This is a genomic window from Faecalicatena sp. Marseille-Q4148 (assembly GCA_018228665.1).
Lineage (GTDB): Bacteria > Bacillota > Clostridia > Lachnospirales > Lachnospiraceae > UBA9414.
On record CP073692.1, the window covers coordinates 1,022,913 to 1,039,396 of the forward strand.

The 16,484-nt window shown below is 42.3% G+C and carries 21 protein-coding genes; all 21 read right to left on the minus strand.

The genetic code is table 11. The annotated features are described in order from the left end of the window. Window positions 1-106: 106 nt before the first annotated feature. Window positions 107-385 (minus strand): DUF4160 domain-containing protein, encoded by a 279-nt coding sequence (locus KFE17_04890; GenBank protein ID QUO33086.1) that lies wholly within the window; start codon window positions 383-385, stop codon window positions 107-109. Between the two features lie 3 nt (window positions 386-388). Continuing rightward, window positions 389-610: a hypothetical protein gene (locus tag KFE17_04895; protein QUO33087.1), complete on the minus strand. Its 222-nt coding sequence runs from the start codon at window positions 608-610 to the stop codon at window positions 389-391. After that, window positions 603-872, minus strand: coding sequence for a hypothetical protein (locus KFE17_04900; protein QUO33088.1), 270 nt, complete (start codon window positions 870-872; stop codon window positions 603-605). Before KFE17_04900 ends, KFE17_04895 begins: the two co-directional genes overlap by 8 nt. A 370-nt stretch (window positions 873-1,242) precedes the next feature. Beyond that, a complete protein-coding gene (spoIVB, locus tag KFE17_04905) occupies window positions 1,243-2,301 on the minus strand; it encodes a SpoIVB peptidase (protein ID QUO33089.1) in 1,059 nt (352 codons plus the stop codon). 141 nt (window positions 2,302-2,442) lie between these two features. Next, window positions 2,443-4,116, minus strand: a complete 1,674-nt coding sequence (recN, locus tag KFE17_04910; GenBank protein ID QUO33090.1) for a DNA repair protein RecN — start codon at window positions 4,114-4,116, stop codon at window positions 2,443-2,445. Window positions 4,117-4,129: 13 nt separating this feature from the next. Then, complete coding sequence (gene argR, locus KFE17_04915) at window positions 4,130-4,585, minus strand: arginine repressor (protein ID QUO33091.1); 456 nt, start codon at window positions 4,583-4,585, stop codon at window positions 4,130-4,132. A gap of 4 nt (window positions 4,586-4,589) precedes the next feature. Further along, window positions 4,590-5,423 carry an NAD(+)/NADH kinase gene (locus KFE17_04920; protein QUO33092.1) on the minus strand — a complete coding sequence of 278 codons (834 nt, stop codon included), beginning with the start codon at window positions 5,421-5,423 and terminating at the stop codon, window positions 4,590-4,592. Between the two features lie 14 nt (window positions 5,424-5,437). Continuing rightward, window positions 5,438-6,247, minus strand: coding sequence for a TlyA family RNA methyltransferase (locus KFE17_04925; GenBank protein QUO33093.1), 810 nt, complete (start codon window positions 6,245-6,247; stop codon window positions 5,438-5,440). Next, window positions 6,244-8,121, minus strand: a complete 1,878-nt coding sequence (gene dxs / locus KFE17_04930; GenBank protein QUO33094.1) for a 1-deoxy-D-xylulose-5-phosphate synthase — start codon at window positions 8,119-8,121, stop codon at window positions 6,244-6,246. The genes KFE17_04925 and dxs overlap by 4 nt, the downstream gene beginning before the upstream one ends. A gap of 12 nt (window positions 8,122-8,133) precedes the next feature. Beyond that, the gene (locus KFE17_04935; GenBank protein ID QUO33095.1) at window positions 8,134-9,024 is read right to left on the minus strand and encodes a polyprenyl synthetase family protein; all 891 of its coding nucleotides are present in this window, start codon (window positions 9,022-9,024) and stop codon (window positions 8,134-8,136) included. After that, a complete protein-coding gene (gene xseB, locus KFE17_04940) occupies window positions 9,014-9,244 on the minus strand; it encodes an exodeoxyribonuclease VII small subunit (GenBank protein ID QUO33096.1) in 231 nt (76 codons plus the stop codon). The genes KFE17_04935 and xseB overlap by 11 nt, the downstream gene beginning before the upstream one ends. Next, a complete protein-coding gene (gene xseA / locus KFE17_04945; GenBank protein QUO33097.1) occupies window positions 9,234-10,445 on the minus strand; it encodes an exodeoxyribonuclease VII large subunit in 1,212 nt (403 codons plus the stop codon). Before xseA ends, xseB begins: the two co-directional genes overlap by 11 nt. 17 nt (window positions 10,446-10,462) lie before the next feature. Further along, the gene (nusB, locus tag KFE17_04950) at window positions 10,463-10,867 is read right to left on the minus strand and encodes a transcription antitermination factor NusB (protein QUO33098.1); all 405 of its coding nucleotides are present in this window, start codon (window positions 10,865-10,867) and stop codon (window positions 10,463-10,465) included. Between the two features lie 96 nt (window positions 10,868-10,963). Further along, on the minus strand, window positions 10,964-11,347 hold the full coding sequence (locus tag KFE17_04955; GenBank protein ID QUO33099.1) for an Asp23/Gls24 family envelope stress response protein: 384 nt from the start codon (window positions 11,345-11,347) through the stop codon (window positions 10,964-10,966). Window positions 11,348-11,469: 122 nt separating this feature from the next. Next, entirely contained in the window at window positions 11,470-13,062 is a 1,593-nt protein-coding gene (locus KFE17_04960) for a peptide chain release factor 3 (protein QUO33100.1), read from the minus strand. A 159-nt stretch (window positions 13,063-13,221) separates the two neighbouring features. Continuing rightward, window positions 13,222-13,875 carry a SpoIIIAH-like family protein gene (locus KFE17_04965; protein ID QUO33101.1) on the minus strand — a complete coding sequence of 218 codons (654 nt, stop codon included), beginning with the start codon at window positions 13,873-13,875 and terminating at the stop codon, window positions 13,222-13,224. A 12-nt stretch (window positions 13,876-13,887) separates the two neighbouring features. After that, window positions 13,888-14,367 carry a stage III sporulation protein AG gene (locus tag KFE17_04970; GenBank protein ID QUO33102.1) on the minus strand — a complete coding sequence of 160 codons (480 nt, stop codon included), beginning with the start codon at window positions 14,365-14,367 and terminating at the stop codon, window positions 13,888-13,890. Beyond that, window positions 14,364-14,666 carry a stage III sporulation protein AF gene (locus KFE17_04975; protein ID QUO33103.1) on the minus strand — a complete coding sequence of 101 codons (303 nt, stop codon included), beginning with the start codon at window positions 14,664-14,666 and terminating at the stop codon, window positions 14,364-14,366. Before KFE17_04975 ends, KFE17_04970 begins: the two co-directional genes overlap by 4 nt. Window position 14,667: 1 nt before the next feature. Further along, window positions 14,668-15,867, minus strand: a complete 1,200-nt coding sequence (locus KFE17_04980; GenBank protein ID QUO33104.1) for a stage III sporulation protein AE — start codon at window positions 15,865-15,867, stop codon at window positions 14,668-14,670. 10 nt (window positions 15,868-15,877) lie between these two features. Beyond that, entirely contained in the window at window positions 15,878-16,264 is a 387-nt protein-coding gene (locus tag KFE17_04985) for a stage III sporulation protein AD (GenBank protein QUO33105.1), read from the minus strand. A gap of 12 nt (window positions 16,265-16,276) precedes the next feature. Next, the gene (gene spoIIIAC / locus KFE17_04990) at window positions 16,277-16,471 is read right to left on the minus strand and encodes a stage III sporulation protein AC (protein ID QUO33106.1); all 195 of its coding nucleotides are present in this window, start codon (window positions 16,469-16,471) and stop codon (window positions 16,277-16,279) included. Window positions 16,472-16,484: the final 13 nt, after the last annotated feature.

Sequence of the window (16,484 nt, forward strand, 5' to 3'; positions counted from 1 at the left end):
CATTGACCAAAACATGACTGCAATTAATTTTTAGCTTTTTATGCTGCTCCGGTTATGCGTAAAAGTTCCTCTTCTGTTCCACAAATCCAGAATCAGCAATGATATTTTATTCTCCATAAAATCCGTTGTCACTTTTTTGTGCCCATTTCATATACATTTCCTTGTAGTTATCTTTTATAAATTCACGAATCATTCTGATTTCTCTATCAGTCAGTTGACCTTCATTCTCTATTGTTGTTTCACCATCTTTTTTCACAAAAAACTTTGCAGATCCTGCTTCTGTAAGCTTTCTATCGCTTGCATGTACATGCATAGCTTCAATTACACAATGCGAGGTATAATACAAATAATACCCACATACTTTATATTCATAATATTTAGGCATATATTATTCCTCCATGTATTTACGATTTTTATGATAATATTCCAATACAATTTCCAACTCTATATCATCCATGCTTGTTTCCAATATGTCTCCACTTCTACTTAAATACGCTGCTTTATGTGGATTATTCAAATTAAGCACTCTTACATTTTCACCATCTTTTGTAAATGCATATCCATTTATAATCATTTCCGCTGCATCTGCTACTTCTTTAATATTACACATATTCAATCCTCACTTTCTGAATCGGCTTCAAAAATTCTTCTGCATTAATATATAAATTATCAAGAATGGGAATTAAATCAATATATTCTTCTTCTTCATCGCATCCTTCATATTTCGCCATAACAACGATATATCCATGATCCCACTCAACCACTTTCGTATATCGCTCCAATCTCGGAGATGTTTTAAAACGTATATTATATCCATTAAATATAAAAGAAGTAAATTCTTTATCATTGCTTAATACTGCTTCGTTTATCACGTTCTCTATCTCCTTTCCAATAAATTTTGTACCACTATTACTATTTCTATTTCTTCCATACATATCTTACAAATTTCTCTCGCTGACCTCATATTTTTTCTCTGGTAACATTAACACATTCTTTCTACTTCTAAATCACTCATCCAACATATATTCCATTTTACTTATAAGCATCAATTATTCTCCAAACTCAATGTTATTTAATTTTATTATAACACAGACACTTTTATTTTTACAGACAGCAAAAAGTCTAAGAAGCAGGAAATACTATGAAACACTCATTGCATTTCCTGCTCCTGCTTGTTCTACTCATTGTCCTAAATATGCGTTACCGTACCAACAATTTCTCCTTCTGCAAAATCTGCCTCTATCATTCCGCCGCTTCCAGCATATTTTCAATAAAAATCCCATACCCTCGTGTCGGATCATTAACCAAAACGTGCGTTACCGCACCAACAATTTTTCCATTCTGCAAAATCGGGCTGCCGCTCATTCCCTGAATGATACCTCCTGTAACAGAGAGTAATTTTTCATCTGTTATCTGTATCATAAACCCTTTATTCACTTCTCTGGAATTCAAATTCACTTCTGTGACAGCTATTTCGTATTCCTGAATCTCATCCTCAACCATACACCGGATTACAGCCGGTCCTGTTCTAACTTCTTCTTTTGCCGCTGCCGGCATCGGTGTCAGATTTTTAAACAGTTCATCTGCATTACTCAGCGTTCCATAAATCCCCTCTTCAGTATTTTTTTCAATGGTCCCGAGACGGTTATATTTATTATAAACAATTACCCCTTCTATCCATCCCGGTTCGCCATGTTCGCCCTTTTTTATTTTACGGATAGATGTACCATACAGTGTTCCTTTTGATATATGAAATAGTCCATTGGTATCGGAATCGTGAATTCCATGACCAAGCGCCCCAAATTTCCCATCTCCGGTAAGAAATGTAATGGTTCCCAATCCCTGTGTATTATCTCGTACCCAGATTCCCAGTTTATATTCTTTCGGTGCTGAACATACCGGCTTCATTTTTACATCAATTTTTTCTCCATTTCTTGTTAGATGCAATATTACTTCTTCTCCGGTCATATCTTTTACACAGTCAAGCAGTTCCCGCTTATTTTTGATTTCTCTGTCATCCACACCGGTAATATAATCTCCTGATTTTACGATATTGGCAGCCGGCTCCTTTTCTTCTCCGTCTGCAGAAGCAACTTTATCAGTTCCAAGTACAAGTACTCCTTCTGTCTCCATATAAAGTCCCACCGGCATCCCTCCCGGGATAATCGTATTCTGAGAGATTGCCTGGGCGCTTACTTCCTGTCGTATACGGTTTTCTTCCGCTTCTGACAAATATACGCTTCCAAAACACAATCCTGCAGCGATAAGCAACCCTAAAAATATCTTTCTGCTCCTTCGCATCTTTTCCCACACCCTTTCTGCACTTGTCAATTACAGAATATTTTCTTTTGCTCCTTCAACTTTTTATGAGGCAAAAAGAAAAACAGGCATCTTCTGATACCTGTCTTAGTATGTGGAGATTTCTCGCATTCCACTCCTGTATTATTTTGTACGATTTGCCAATTCTTTCATTTCACGGGCATTTTCAAGTACTGCCGCCGTAATTTCTGCTCCTCCAAGAATTCTGGCAAGTTCTTCCACCGACTGCTCTTCATTCAGTAATTGAATATCGGTTGTCGTTGTCTGATCTTCTACTGTTTTTTCAATCAGAAAATGCGCGTCTGCCATCGCCGCTATCTGTGCCAGATGTGTAATACAGATTACCTGGTGCTTTTTCCCGATATATGACATCTTCTCAGACACCTTCTGCGCTGTTCTTCCACTGATTCCCACATCAATTTCATCAAAAATCAATGTTTCAACCTCATCCTTATCTGCCATAACCGTCTTAATGGCAAGCATAATTCTGGACAATTCTCCACCGGAAGCGATTTCTGCCAGCGGGCGAACCGGAAGTCCCGGATTCATGGAAATCATAAATTCTACATCATCAATACCACTTGGGGTAAACTCTGAAAACTTCTGGAAAACCATTTCAAATTTTACTTCAAGGAAATTTAAATCTAACAGATGAGATGAAATCTTCGCAGTCAATTCTTTTGCTGCTTTTTTTCGAAGCGTTGTTAATCGTTCTGCTGCCTGCTGCAATGTTTCTTCTGCATCTCTTAGCTCTTTTTTCAATCGTTCCAGATAAAGATCGTAATCGCTTAAAATGTCCAGACGGGCTTTTTTTTCTTCCAGTGCGCGATTGACGTCTTCCAATGTCTTTCCGTAGCGATTTTTTATATGGTTCAGTACATTTAGTCGTTCTTCTGTTTCCGCAAATTCTTCTTCCGAAAACTCCCATGACGACATGTATTCAGCAATTTCTCTTCCCAGATCGCTCAAAAGGCTGTCAATTTCTGCAATCTGATCATACAGATCATCCGCCCTTTTTTCAAATCCTACAAGTGACTGCAACGTTTTTGCACTTCTTGACAAAAGTTCCCCGGCGCTTCCATCTTGTCCAAAACAGCATTGATATGCTTCCTGAAGATGCTCCATTACTTTTTGACTGCGGCACATTTTCTGATACTGTTCTTCCAAAAGCTCATCTTCGCCTTCTTTAATATGCGCTGCTTCAATCTCATTCATCTCATAAGCAAGAAAATCTGCCTCTTTACGGCGTGTTTCTTCATCTACAGAAGCTTTTTCCAGTTCTTTTTGTTTCCCTTTAAACAGTTGATAGCAAGTTTCATATTGTTTCTTTATGCTGCCCAATTCCTCTTTTGCAAATTCATCCAGAATTTGTAAATGATTTTTTTTATAAAGAAGAGACTGATGTTCATGCTGTCCGTGAATATCAATCAACACAGATGCAATTTCTTTTAATTTCGCTGCCGGAACCGTTTCCCCATTGATGCGGCTTGTGCTGCGCCCTTCCATCAGTTTGCGGCTCAGAATTACTGCACCATCTTCCGGATAGACATCTAACTTCTGAAGCGCTCGTTCCTGAGCTTCTGATGTAATCGTAAAAACAAGTTCAACCAGCCCATAGGACGCTCCCTTCCGCAAAATATCTGCAGAATATCTGCCCCCAAGGGCCAGATTTACAGAACCTAATATAATTGATTTTCCTGCACCGGTCTCTCCGGTCAGAATATTCAGTCCCCGCTCAAAATCGACTTCCGCCTCATCAATCAGTGCAAGATTTTTTACATGCAGATTTTGTAACATTCCAACTCCTGTTCTAATTCTTCTCTACGACTCTTCGAATCTTTTCCATCAGTTCCAGTGCATTGTCCATATCTCTTGTGACAATCATAATCGTATTATCACCTGCAATACAGCCGACAACCTCTTTCCATTTCATCTCGTCAATCGCTGCCGCCACTGCCATAGCCATACCGGATACCGTCTTGACTACAATCAGATTTTGAGCAATGTCCATGGAAAGATATCCGTCTTTCAGCACACGCATATACTTCTCAGTCAATTCCATCGTTGTCACATGCATCATAGAATATTTCTGCCGTCCCTCCTGTGTAGGAACTTTCATCAGCTTCATATCTCTGATATCTCTGGAAACCGTTGCCTGCGTTACCTGAAATCCTTCCGCATTCAACCGGTCCGCCAGTTCTTCCTGCGTCTCGATATCATATTTCCCGATCAGCTCTGCGATTTTCACATGTCGATCTACCTTCATCCCGCTAATTTCCTTTCATTTTCTCTCGTAATGTTTCCAAAAAGCTCTCTTTGCTTAACTTCATTAATTTTGCTGTCACATCTGCCTGACGAATCACAATTCGCTCTCCGGTTCTCAAGTATGCAATGTCCGCTCCATCGAAAGCAACTTCCGCCAGTTCTTCTCCGTAGCCTCGTCCTTCCCCAATCTCTATCTCGATCCGGTCACTGGCTGACAACACAATACTTCTCGTATTCAGAGCATGAGAACAGATTGGCGTAATGACAAAGAGCGCTGCTGTCGGTTCCACGATCGGTCCTCCCGCAGACAGATTATATGCGGTAGAACCGGTAGGTGTTGATACGATCATTCCGTCTGCCTGAAAGGAATTTAAAAATTCTCCGTTCACATAAACTCTGTAATGAATAATCTTAACAGATCCATGCCGCGTAACAACAATGTCATTCAACGCCACATCTTCCTGCCGGTCGGGCAGTTTCCCGCAAATCATCATTCGTTCTTCTGTTGTAAACTCGTTTCGCGATACCTGGGCAATTGCCTCTTCCAGATTCTTTACATCTACTTCCGTAAGATACCCTAAGGTTCCGCGATTAATGCCAAGAATCGGTACATTTGTTCCGATCAGACTTCTCGCCGCCTGAATCAATGTGCCATCTCCACCGATTGTAAATACACAGCGCACTTCCGGATCAATCTCTCCAATGCTGACTTTACCGGATTCTGTCGTGTAATAAATATGTTCTACAACGCCAAACTGTTCAATACACTGTTTCGTCTGCTCCGTGATCACGAAATCACGGTCCTTTTTTTCATTTGCGATAATGATATATTTATCCATGTTGTTTTCCTGTATTATTTGGCCAATGCTTCAAATGCCTGCTCCACAATGTCTTCCGTCTTTTCTAAAACATTTTCCGCAATGCTTCCCTTTCCATCCTTCTTCAAATGAATCAAATATTCAATATTTCCCTCTGGTCCTTTGATCGGAGAATACTCAATATCAAGCACCGAAAGCCCGATCGACTCTGCGTAGGAAACAATCATGCGGATGACTTCGTGATGTGTACTCTTCTCCCGCACAACACCTTTCTTGCCAACCTTTTCCCGTCCCGCTTCAAACTGAGGCTTGATCAAAGCTACAATCTCTCCGTTTTCTTTCAGATAATTCCGAATCGGTTCTAATACCTTTGTCAACGAAATAAAAGAGACATCAATCGATGAAAAGTCAATTGCTTCTCCCAGGTCTTCCGGTGTCACATAACGGATATTCGTCTTTTCCATACACACGACACGCTCATCCTGTCTAAGCTTCCATGCAAGCTGTCCTCGTCCTACATCAATAGCAAACACTTTTTTTGCTCCGTTCTGCAGCATACAATCTGTAAAACCACCTGTAGATGCTCCAACATCTGTGCAGACTTTATCCTGCATCGTTACATCAAACTGTTTCATTGCTTTTTCCAGTTTCAGACCGCCCCGGCTGACATATGGAAGTGCATGCCCCTTTACTTCAATTGTCACTGTCTCCGGAAATGTTGTTCCGGCTTTATCTTCCCGCTGACCATCCACGAATACATTCCCGGACATGATGACTGCTTTTGCTTTCTCTCTGGATTCTGCCAGACCTTTTTTTACAAGTAATACATCTAATCTTTCTTTCATGATCTTTCTCTCTGCTTTCTGTCTGCTTCAACAATCTGCTCTACAATCGTATCCGCACATAAACCAACTTCTTTTCTTAATACCGAAACATTTCCATGCTCCACATATTCATCCGGAATAGCAAATCCGTGTACTTCTGTTTCCAGATTTTCCTCTTTAAAAAAGCTTTGTACTTGTTCACCAAAACCACCGATCCGAACATTTTCTTCAATGACAGCAATAAGGTGATGGGTTTTTACCAACTTTCTCAGCATCTCCGTATCCATCGGCTTCACAAATCTGGCATTTACAAGAGTACAGTCATAGCGAAGTCCTTTTAACTGCTTTCGCACTTCTGCTGCCACTTCAAACATATGTCCAACTGCAATCACCGCAATTCCTTTTTCTTCTGTAATCATTTCACTTTTGCCATATGCAATCGGCTCATGATATTCCGCATATCCTCCATATGCCGTGCCGCGTGGATAACGCACCGCCATTGGTCCCGGATAATTGACTGCATATCGGATCATTTCTGTAAGTTCTGATCCGTTTTTCGGCGCCATCACAGTCATATTCGGAATGTGGGAGAGATAAGACAGATCAAATACTCCCTGATGCGTCTCTCCATCACTTCCGACAAGACCTGCACGGTCTATCGCGAAAGTTACCGGAAGATTCTGCAGACATACGTCATGGATCATCTGGTCATATCCGCGCTGCAAAAAAGAAGAATATACTGCAAACACGGGATGAATTCCTCCCGCCGCAAGTCCTGCTGCAAATGTTACTGCGTGCTGTTCTGCAATTCCCACATCAAAAAACCGATCCGGAAACGCCTTCTGAAATGCCGACAGACCTGTTCCATCTGCCATAGCAGCTGTAATCACTGCCAGATCTTTCTTTTCCCGTCCCAGTTCACAGATTGTTCTGGAAAAAATATCTGTATAGCTTTCTTCCTTTTTATCACCCAATGTTTTTCCTGTTACAATTTCAAACGGACCTGTCCCGTGGAATTTTTCCGGATGCTCTTCTGCCGGAAGATATCCCATTCCTTTCTTCGTAATAACATGTACAAGTACGGCATGATTGATTTTCTTTGCCTCATAGAATACTCTGTAAAGTTCTTTTACATTATGTCCATCCACCGGTCCGAGATAGGTAATTCCCATATCCTCAAAAAACATTCCCGGCACAAACAACTGTTTGATGCTGCTCTTCGTCTTTCTCAGCTGGTTCATCACCCGATCCCCTGCTCCCGGAAATTTATGAAGCGCCTGTTCAATCTGGCGTTTCAATTCCGTATAAGCGCCGGCTGTTCTAAGACTGTTCAGATACCGTGACATTCCTCCCACATTTTCAGAAATGGACATACGGTTATCATTGAGTACAATGATAAAATTGCTCTTTAACTGCGAGGCATTATTCAATGCCTCATATGCCATTCCACCAGTCAGGGAACCATCTCCGATAATCGAAATTACCGAATGCTTCTGTCCCAACAGTTCCCGCGCCTTCACATAACCGATTCCCGCAGAAATTGAAGTTGAGCTGTGCCCCGTATCAAATGCATCGCAAGAGCTTTCTTTTCGTTTTGGAAAGCCGCTCATTCCTCCATAAGTACGCAATTCGTCAAATCCTGCTTTGCGCCCCGTCAGAATCTTATGTGTATAAGACTGATGTCCCACATCCCATATCATTTTATCGTTTGGAAGTCGAAAAGCCAGATGAAGCGCCATCGTCAGCTCCACAACCCCAAGATTCGAAGCAAGATGACCACCTGTCCGGCTGATCTTCTCAATCAAAAATTCTCTTATTTCATCTGCCAGAAGATCCAGATCTTCTGGAGCGATTCGTTTAATATCATTCGCTTTCTGAATACGTTCCAGTACCATAAAAGCACCTCACTATTTTTCTCTGTGGATCAATTCCCGGATCAGAGTCTCCAGATAATCCTTTTCTCCCGGAAGTTCAAACAGAAGCGCCAACGCCTCATCTGACAGCCGCTTCACTTCTTTTTGAGCTCCTTCTAATCCCAGAATGGTCACATAAGTTGTCTTTTCATTTTTTTCATCGCTTAAAATCGGCTTGCCCAGTATCTCTGCAGTACTTGTCACGTCCAGCACATCATCTTGTATCTGAAATGCCATACCGACTCTCTTCGCAATTTTCTCCACCTTGCTGACTTCTTCATCTGAAGCTCCTGCAAGAACTGCCCCAATCATCATAGAGCTTTCGATCAGTGCGCCTGTTTTCAATTCATAGATAAAATCAAGCACCTCTCTTGAAATCACTTTCCCGCTCGACTGCACATCTACGACCTGTCCTCCGATCATTCCGTAAATACCGGCTTTTTCGGAAAGAATCTTAAGTGCACGGCCAATTGCTCCACTTTGCTGCGGTGCAATTTCAAACGCTTTGACAGCTGTCTCAAATGCGTAATTTAAAAGTGCATCTCCTGCAAGAATTCCCATATCTTCTCCGTACACAATATGAGTTGTTTTTCTCCCGCGGCGATACTCATCATTATCCATCGCCGGAAGATCATCGTGTACAAGCGAATATGTGTGAATCATTTCCTGTGCTGCCATGAACGGCTGGATTGTTTCTCCCTCTCCGCCAAATATGCGGTAAGTCTCAAGCATCAGCATCGGACGCAGCCTTTTTCCCCCAGCCATCAGGCTATACTCCATAGCTTCCATGATCCTGCTCTGCAAGCCTGTTGTTTCCGGAAGATATTTTGTTAATATTCCTTCGATTTCCTTTACTTTTTCTGAACAGATTTCTTTAAAATTCATGTATTTCACCTTCTTCATCTAACAGAAGCATCTTCTTCTCAACCGCATCAATCTTCTGATTGCATTCCTGCAGAAGCTTTACCCCTTGATGATACAGTGCAAAAGACTCTTCCAGTGAAACATCCTCTTTTGACATCTCGGACATTACCTGTTCCAGCGCCTGAAAGCTTTCCTCAAGTGTTCTTGTCTCCTGTTCCTTTGCTGTTTCTCTATCTGTCATAGCCTTCCTCCTTCACGGATATCACTTCTGCCTCAATCATGCCATCCTTAAGGTAAATCTGCATCCGGTCTTTTTCCTGCACATCGCTGATTTTTCTGACAGGTTTCCCATCTGACTTACTGACAAAAGCATATCCTCCACTGAGCCGCTCTAGCGGAGACAGACGTTTCATCTGCTCCGTGCAGAGCAAAATACGATTGCGTTCCTCCGTAATCTTATGCTCCATCAAATATCTGATCCGATCCTCTGTCTCTGTCAGCTGCTGTTTTTTCGTTCGCAGCTGGTTCCCCGGATGACTCAGACGAAGTTTCAGAAGATACCGCTCACTCTCATGTCTCGCTTTCTGAATTTGTTCCATCAGATACTTTCGCATTGTAAAGCGGATTTCTTCCATGTCAGTCTTTGTCTGACCATATTCATACACAGCCAGTTCTGCTGCGGCAGAAGGCGTAGGTGCTCTCAAGTCTGCAACAAAATCCGCAATTGTTATATCTGTTTCATGTCCTACTGCCGAAATAACAGGTGTATGGCAATCAAAAATTGCCCTCGCCACACATTCTTCATTAAAAGCCCAAAGATCCTCAATGGACCCTCCGCCTCTTCCTGCAATAATCACATCGACACCATAAGCATCCAACGCCTGGATTCCCCGGACAATACTCTTTGCAGCTCCCTCTCCCTGGACAAGCGCCGGGTATAAGATCAGCTGCACATAGGGGTTGCGCCTGGATGCAATATTCATAATATCTCTTACCGCTGCGCCGGTCGGCGCCGTTACAATCCCTACCTTGCGAACATATTTGGGAATCGGCTGTTTATATTCCGCAGCAAACATCCCCATTTCGTCAAGTTCCTGCCGAAGCGCCTGAAACCGCTCGTATAAAACACCTTCTCCGTCCAGCCTGATCTCTCTTGCATAGAGCTGGTATCTTCCGTCCCGCTCATAAGTGCTTACACTTCCCATTACGATGACCTGCTGCCCTTCTGTCATCCGAAACGCCAGACCGCCTCTGTTGCCCGCAAACATTACGCAGGCAATGACTCCTGACGCATCTTTTAATGAAAAATATATGTGTCCGGATGAATGATATTTACAATTGGACACTTCTCCTTTCACTGCAATCCGGTTCAGCATAAAGTCCTGTGTAAACATATTTTTAATATAAGCATTGACTTGTTTTACCGTATATACATGCTGCATTGCATTCTGTCTCCAGATTATTCTGTCTTTGATAATTTTCCTAAAATTCCATTAATAAATGCCGGGCCTTCTTCACTGCTGTATTTCTTTGCCAGCTCTACTGCCTCATTAATCGCAACTCCCACCGGGATATCTTCATCATAAAGCATCTCGTATACTGCAAGTCGGAGGATCGCAAGGTCCGCTCTGTTCATTCTTGAAGTCTTCCATCCGGACGCAGCTTCATTGATCTTACCATCAATCTCATCCTGCATCCCGAAAATCTTTTCGTACTTCTCTTTAATATATGTCTTGTCTTTGTCTTTTATCTGCTCTAACTGCTCGAAATACAGTTCTATCTGTTCCTCCAGCTCCTTCACATCGTGAAATTCTATCTGAAACAGTATTCTGAAAATGTGTTCCCGTAACTCTGATCTTCCCATAAGTCTTCCTTTCCTCTTCTGTCAGCCGCCTCTTTTAGCGGCTTATATTCTCTTTCTGAAACCTTTTCCGTTTCAAGAACAAATAAGAGGCATATGCTATGCCTCTTCCATGTCTACACTGACAATCCGGATATTCACATCCGCTACGGAAAGTCCTGTCATATTTTCGATTGCAGTCTTTACTTTGTCCTGTACTTTCTTACATACTTCCATAATGCTGTAGCCATACTTCAGATTCAGTGCCAATGCCACCGTCACAACACCGTCAAGCACGTCCACTCTGACACCTTTTGATAATGTCCGCATCCCAAGCTTACTGATCAGTTCTCTCGTTGCATTGCCTGCCATAGAGGAGACTCCTTCTACATCCATTGCCGCCAGTCCCGCAATGATCGCAACAACTTCATCTGCAATCTTTACTTCTCCAATATTCTCATCTGCCTGTATCGTATAAATATTACGTTCTTCTGTCTTTCCCATATTCCAGAAACCTCCTGTCTAGTCCAGAGCGTGTCCGAAAAGGTCTCTTTTTCTTCTCATCTACGCTTTCACATTTCTTTTGTTATTATAACAAATTTTATATCGTTTGCAAAGAGAAAATACTATGAGCGTCCGAATTCAGAAAGAATCAAACCTTCATTTCTTTCTTCTACCATCCGGATACTCCAGCTATTTACAAACAACAGCAGCGGACGGTCTTTTAAGTCTTTGATCTTCTTCATATCAGAAGTTCCTTTGATCTTGTCCATATCAATCTCTTCATTTTCAATCCAGCGGATATATTCATACGGTAGCGTATCAAGTCGGATCTCCACATTATATTCATTCTCCAGCCTGTATTTTAAAACATCAAACTGAAGGACACCGACTACACCGACAATAATCTCTTCCATTCCGGTGTTATATTCCTGGAAAATCTGAATCGCACCTTCCTGCGCAATCTGATTAATTCCTTTTACAAACTGTTTTCGTTTCATTGTATCCACCTGGCGTACTCTTGCGAAATGTTCCGGCGCAAATGTCGGAATTCCTTCATAGGCAAATTTCTTTGGAGACAATGTTACCGTATCGCCAATGGAGAAAATACCCGGATCAAAAATTCCAATGATGTCTCCGCCATAGGCTTTATCAATCATCTTTCGTTCACTTGCCATCATCTGCTGCGGCTGTGAAAGACGCACTTTTTTATTTCCCTGGATATGCCATACATCCATACCGGCGTCAAACTCTCCGGAGCAAATACGCATAAATGCAATTCTGTCACGATGCGCTTTATTCATATTTGCCTGAATTTTAAAAACAAAAGCGGAAAAATCAGGCTCTGTCATCGGATCAATTGCTCCCTGGTCAGACATACGCGGAAGCGGGGATGATGTCATGCGCAGGAAATGCTGTAAAAATGTTTCCACACCGAAGTTTGTTAACGCAGAACCAAAGAACACCGGAGACAGCTGCCCTTTATCTACAAGTTCCTGATCAAACTCCGCACTTGCACCGTCTAACAGTTCAATCTCTTCTTCCAGTGTCTCCCTCTGTCCCGGTACAAGAAGCTCCTCCAGAGACAGATCATCCAGTGATACTTTCTTTACCTCACCCATAGAGGTTCCTTTCCTTGTATCAAAGAACAGTTCAATTTCCTTATGCTCACGGTCAAAAACACCTTTAAATTCTTTTCCGGAACCGATCGGCCAATTGACCGGGCAGGTAGCGATCCCAAGCTCTTTTTCAATATCATCCAAAAGCTCAAATGTATCGCGGGCCTCCCGGTCCATTTTATTAATAAAAGTAAAAATCGGAATGTGGCGCATCACGCAGACTTTGAATAGTTTTCTCGTCTGAGCCTCCACACCTTTGCTGGCATCAATCACCATTACCGCAGAATCAGCTGCCATCAATGTACGATACGTATCCTCTGAGAAATCCTGATGCCCAGGCGTATCCAAAATATTAATACAATATCCGCCGTACTCAAACTGAAGAACAGATGACGTAACGGAAATACCTCTTTCTTTCTCAATTTCCATCCAGTCAGAAACTGCATGCTTTGCTGTTGCTTTTCCCTTTACACTTCCCGCCTGATTGATCGCTCCTCCATATAACAGAAATTTTTCTGTCAGGGTAGTCTTTCCTGCATCCGGATGGGAAATGATTGCAAACGTTCTTCTCTTTTTTATTTCATTTGTAATATTTGACATGATATACTCCTAAAACCCATTCTCTTTATCAGTTTCTGCCGTTCCTATGTAATTTTATTCATATTCCGGCACATTTTATTAGTGTAACATATATAAACCACTGTCTGCAATGGATTTTCCCAAGAATACATCTGAAATCTTCTTTTTTTCAAATATTTTCTATTCCGCCGTCCCCTCTTCTAATGTTTCTTCCGCCTTCTCCTCTCCTTCTGCGTTTTTTGTTTCCCGCACAGGATTAATAACAATATGCTCCGGTGCAATTTCTGCTTTGCGGCTTACAATATCGAGAATCTGCGCCCGGTTTGCCTCCGTCAGCTCTGTCTGGGCAACTACCACATCTGCTGAATTCTCAGTCAGACTGACGACCGCATCTTGAAATCCTTTTGATGCCAGCAATGTTTCTGCTGCCACTTCTTTCTCTGCGATTCCAGTCATTTTTACAAGCTGCCCGATCGCTTCTTGTTTTTCCGCTTCACTGATATTGGCATTATCAATAATTGCAGACAGCGTCTCTTTATTCTGGGCGCGCACCTGTTCTCTTGCAATCTTTGCTTCCGCCACGATACCGCTTGTCAAAACAGCTTCTCCCGGTGTTCCCTCCGGCTCCCCATCCTGACTTACAATCTCAGCCGTTTCCAAAGCTGCATCTTCATCCGAGAGATCCAGTAATTCCTTGTTTGCAAGATCACTGCTCACTTCCGTATCTGTTTTTTCCGGGAACAATTTCCCAGAATAATTCAAATATCCCGCAGCAGCAATCATCAATGCCAGACCAGTAACAATAATTTGGTTCTTCCTTGCTAATTTTTTCAATTTGAAATCCTCCTAGCTTGATTTTCTCATTTTCATTATTTTTATCTTATGTGCCTCAACTCCAAATAATGCCTGTACTGCTTCTCTTATATTCTGCACTGTAACCGCATTTTTTCCTCCTTCCGCAATCACAAGAATCCCTGAAGGTCTTGCAAATACTTCCTGCACAATATAAGGCATCTCACCACCTGTCTGCGGACGCTCATAAACAGTATTGTTCTCGTCTTTCTCCACAATTTTTTCTGAAGATTCCTGAAAGGTCAGCATGACTCTGACCTGCCCCACCCCTTCCATCTCCGTTAGTACTTGTTCTAATTTATTTTCGAGCTGCTTTGCATATGCATCTTCTTTTATTTCTGACAAGCATTGTTCCGAATCTATTTCCTCCTTTTTTTCTTCCACCGGAAGAGAGATCACAAGCAGCAGCAGTCCAACTAAAAATATCATAAGCAACTGCCTCGGCCGTTCTTTCATCTGTTTGATAAATGTCATCTTCTCTCTTCCTCCTTCGCTTCTTCCAAAGAACTCTGCCCAAAACCACTTTCATATCTTTCCATCAGCTGCTCCATTTTCCGCATTTGAAGCGCTTCCTCCCGGCGATACATTTGCCAGACTTCTCCTTTCATTCCAAACAGATCAAGAATCGGTGTGATAAGCATCAGCACCATAATAAGCCCGGAGAAAAAACGAATATAATTTCGATAAGACTCACCCGGAAGGATATGCTGTACTGCCGTCATCAGTATCAGACAATATGCCAGATTTTCCACCCATTGATACAAATATTTCATTTTATATGCCTCCCGCTCCTGTAGTTGCCGCAACAATCGCAATTGTAATCAAAAATAAAATGCCTGACATCAGAAGCAGTTTCAGCAGCATCTGAAAACCATCTCCGATTCCGCTCAGACAGTCTGTAATTCTGCGGTCAGAAATTGGCTGGATGACCGCAGCCGCCCCCTTGTACAGTATTACAAGCACCGCTGTCTGTATCACAGGTACAAGGCAGATCATAACACAAATAATTGCCGCTCCTACGCCAATTCCATTTTTAATAAGCGCTGCTGCTCCTGCCGCAATCTGCCCGATTCCTCCCACGATATCTCCAACTCCCGGAAGCATTTCAATCCCTTTGAAAATAGTTCTGCGCCCCACTGCATCCAGTGCCGGTCCCAGAAGCCCCTGAACAAGATTCAAACCAATCACCCCTGATAACATAAGCTTCATCGTCCATTTAATTCCAAGCTCCAAAAGCTCTCCAAACTTTGACAGATAATCTTCTTCGCTTAGATTATTTAGTACTCCTACTAACACCTGTACATGGATAACCGGAAGCAGAAGTTGGACAGCTACAAGTTCAATCAAATAGATTAATACAAGAAGCATGTGATAAAACATAGCTGACGTTGTAAGTCCGCATGTCAGTCCCACCGCAAAAACATACACCGGAGCCAGTACTTTTAAAAACTCTGTCAGCAAATGCAGATGCTCCTTTGCCGATTCAAGAACTGCAGCAAATGAGCCGACACTCAGCGTAATAACCATCAAGTATATAAGATAGAACCCAATATCAGAAATATGCCGGTTCCTCACAAGTCCGGAAAAATTTGTCAGAATTGCTGCCAGAATCGCCAACAGCAGAAGTTGTTTGAGCGTATTTCTTCCTGTGCGGATTTCATAAAACAATCTGTCCTTGAACCAAATTCCGAGCAGTTTTCCCGCCTGTGTAAGATCACCTTCTAAAATCGTCCCTAAAAGCTGCCGGAAAGTCATCTGCTGTTCCGGAAATATTTTTCTCAGCAGTTCTTCTAATTCCGTAAATTCAAACTGCTGCAGCAATTTCTCCAGAACAGCGTCTACAGGCACGGACGTCTCCTCCTCCGATCCTGCAATCTCTTCTGTCTGTGCTGCGCGAACAGTCATTACATTTTGCGGCAGCAGTACCGCGACTGTCAGACTGATTACCAGCCATATCCATTTTCTTGTCCGCATATTTCCTCCGTCATACCAGAAATGTCCGGATTGTTTTCAAAAGTGCCAGAAGTATCGGCATACTGAGCGCCAGAATCGTTATTTTTGCAAAAATCTCTATCTGAGCTGCCACGGTCTGATACCCTGCATCTCTGCAGATTCCTGCTGAAAATTCTGCGACATAGGTAATGCCGAGCATCTTTATTAGAACTTCCACATAAATGCCATTTTCTCCCAGAATCTCCTTCATCAGCCCGGTAATCTCCAGAATCAGACTTAAATTGTCTGCAATTCCCGCAAAAATACAAAGCCCTACAGCAAGTGTAATATAAATTCCGTATTCTTCCCGCCCGGTTTTCATCTGCAGCGCAAGCAGGACACCAGCCACACTTAAAATTCCTATCTGTATGATATTCATACATTTCCCCTTTTACAGCGAAAACAGCTTTCGGATTGTCTCAAACAGTTCCTGTACATAAGGAAGAATCCAGAACAATACAAGCAACAGTCCGGCAAAACTTGTAAGAAATGCCTGCTCCTCTCTTCCACTGTGCCTAAGTACCTGCGTCAACACAGATACAAGAATTCCGACTGCTGCAATTTTGAAAATCAGGTTAATATTCATCGATGTCTCCTTT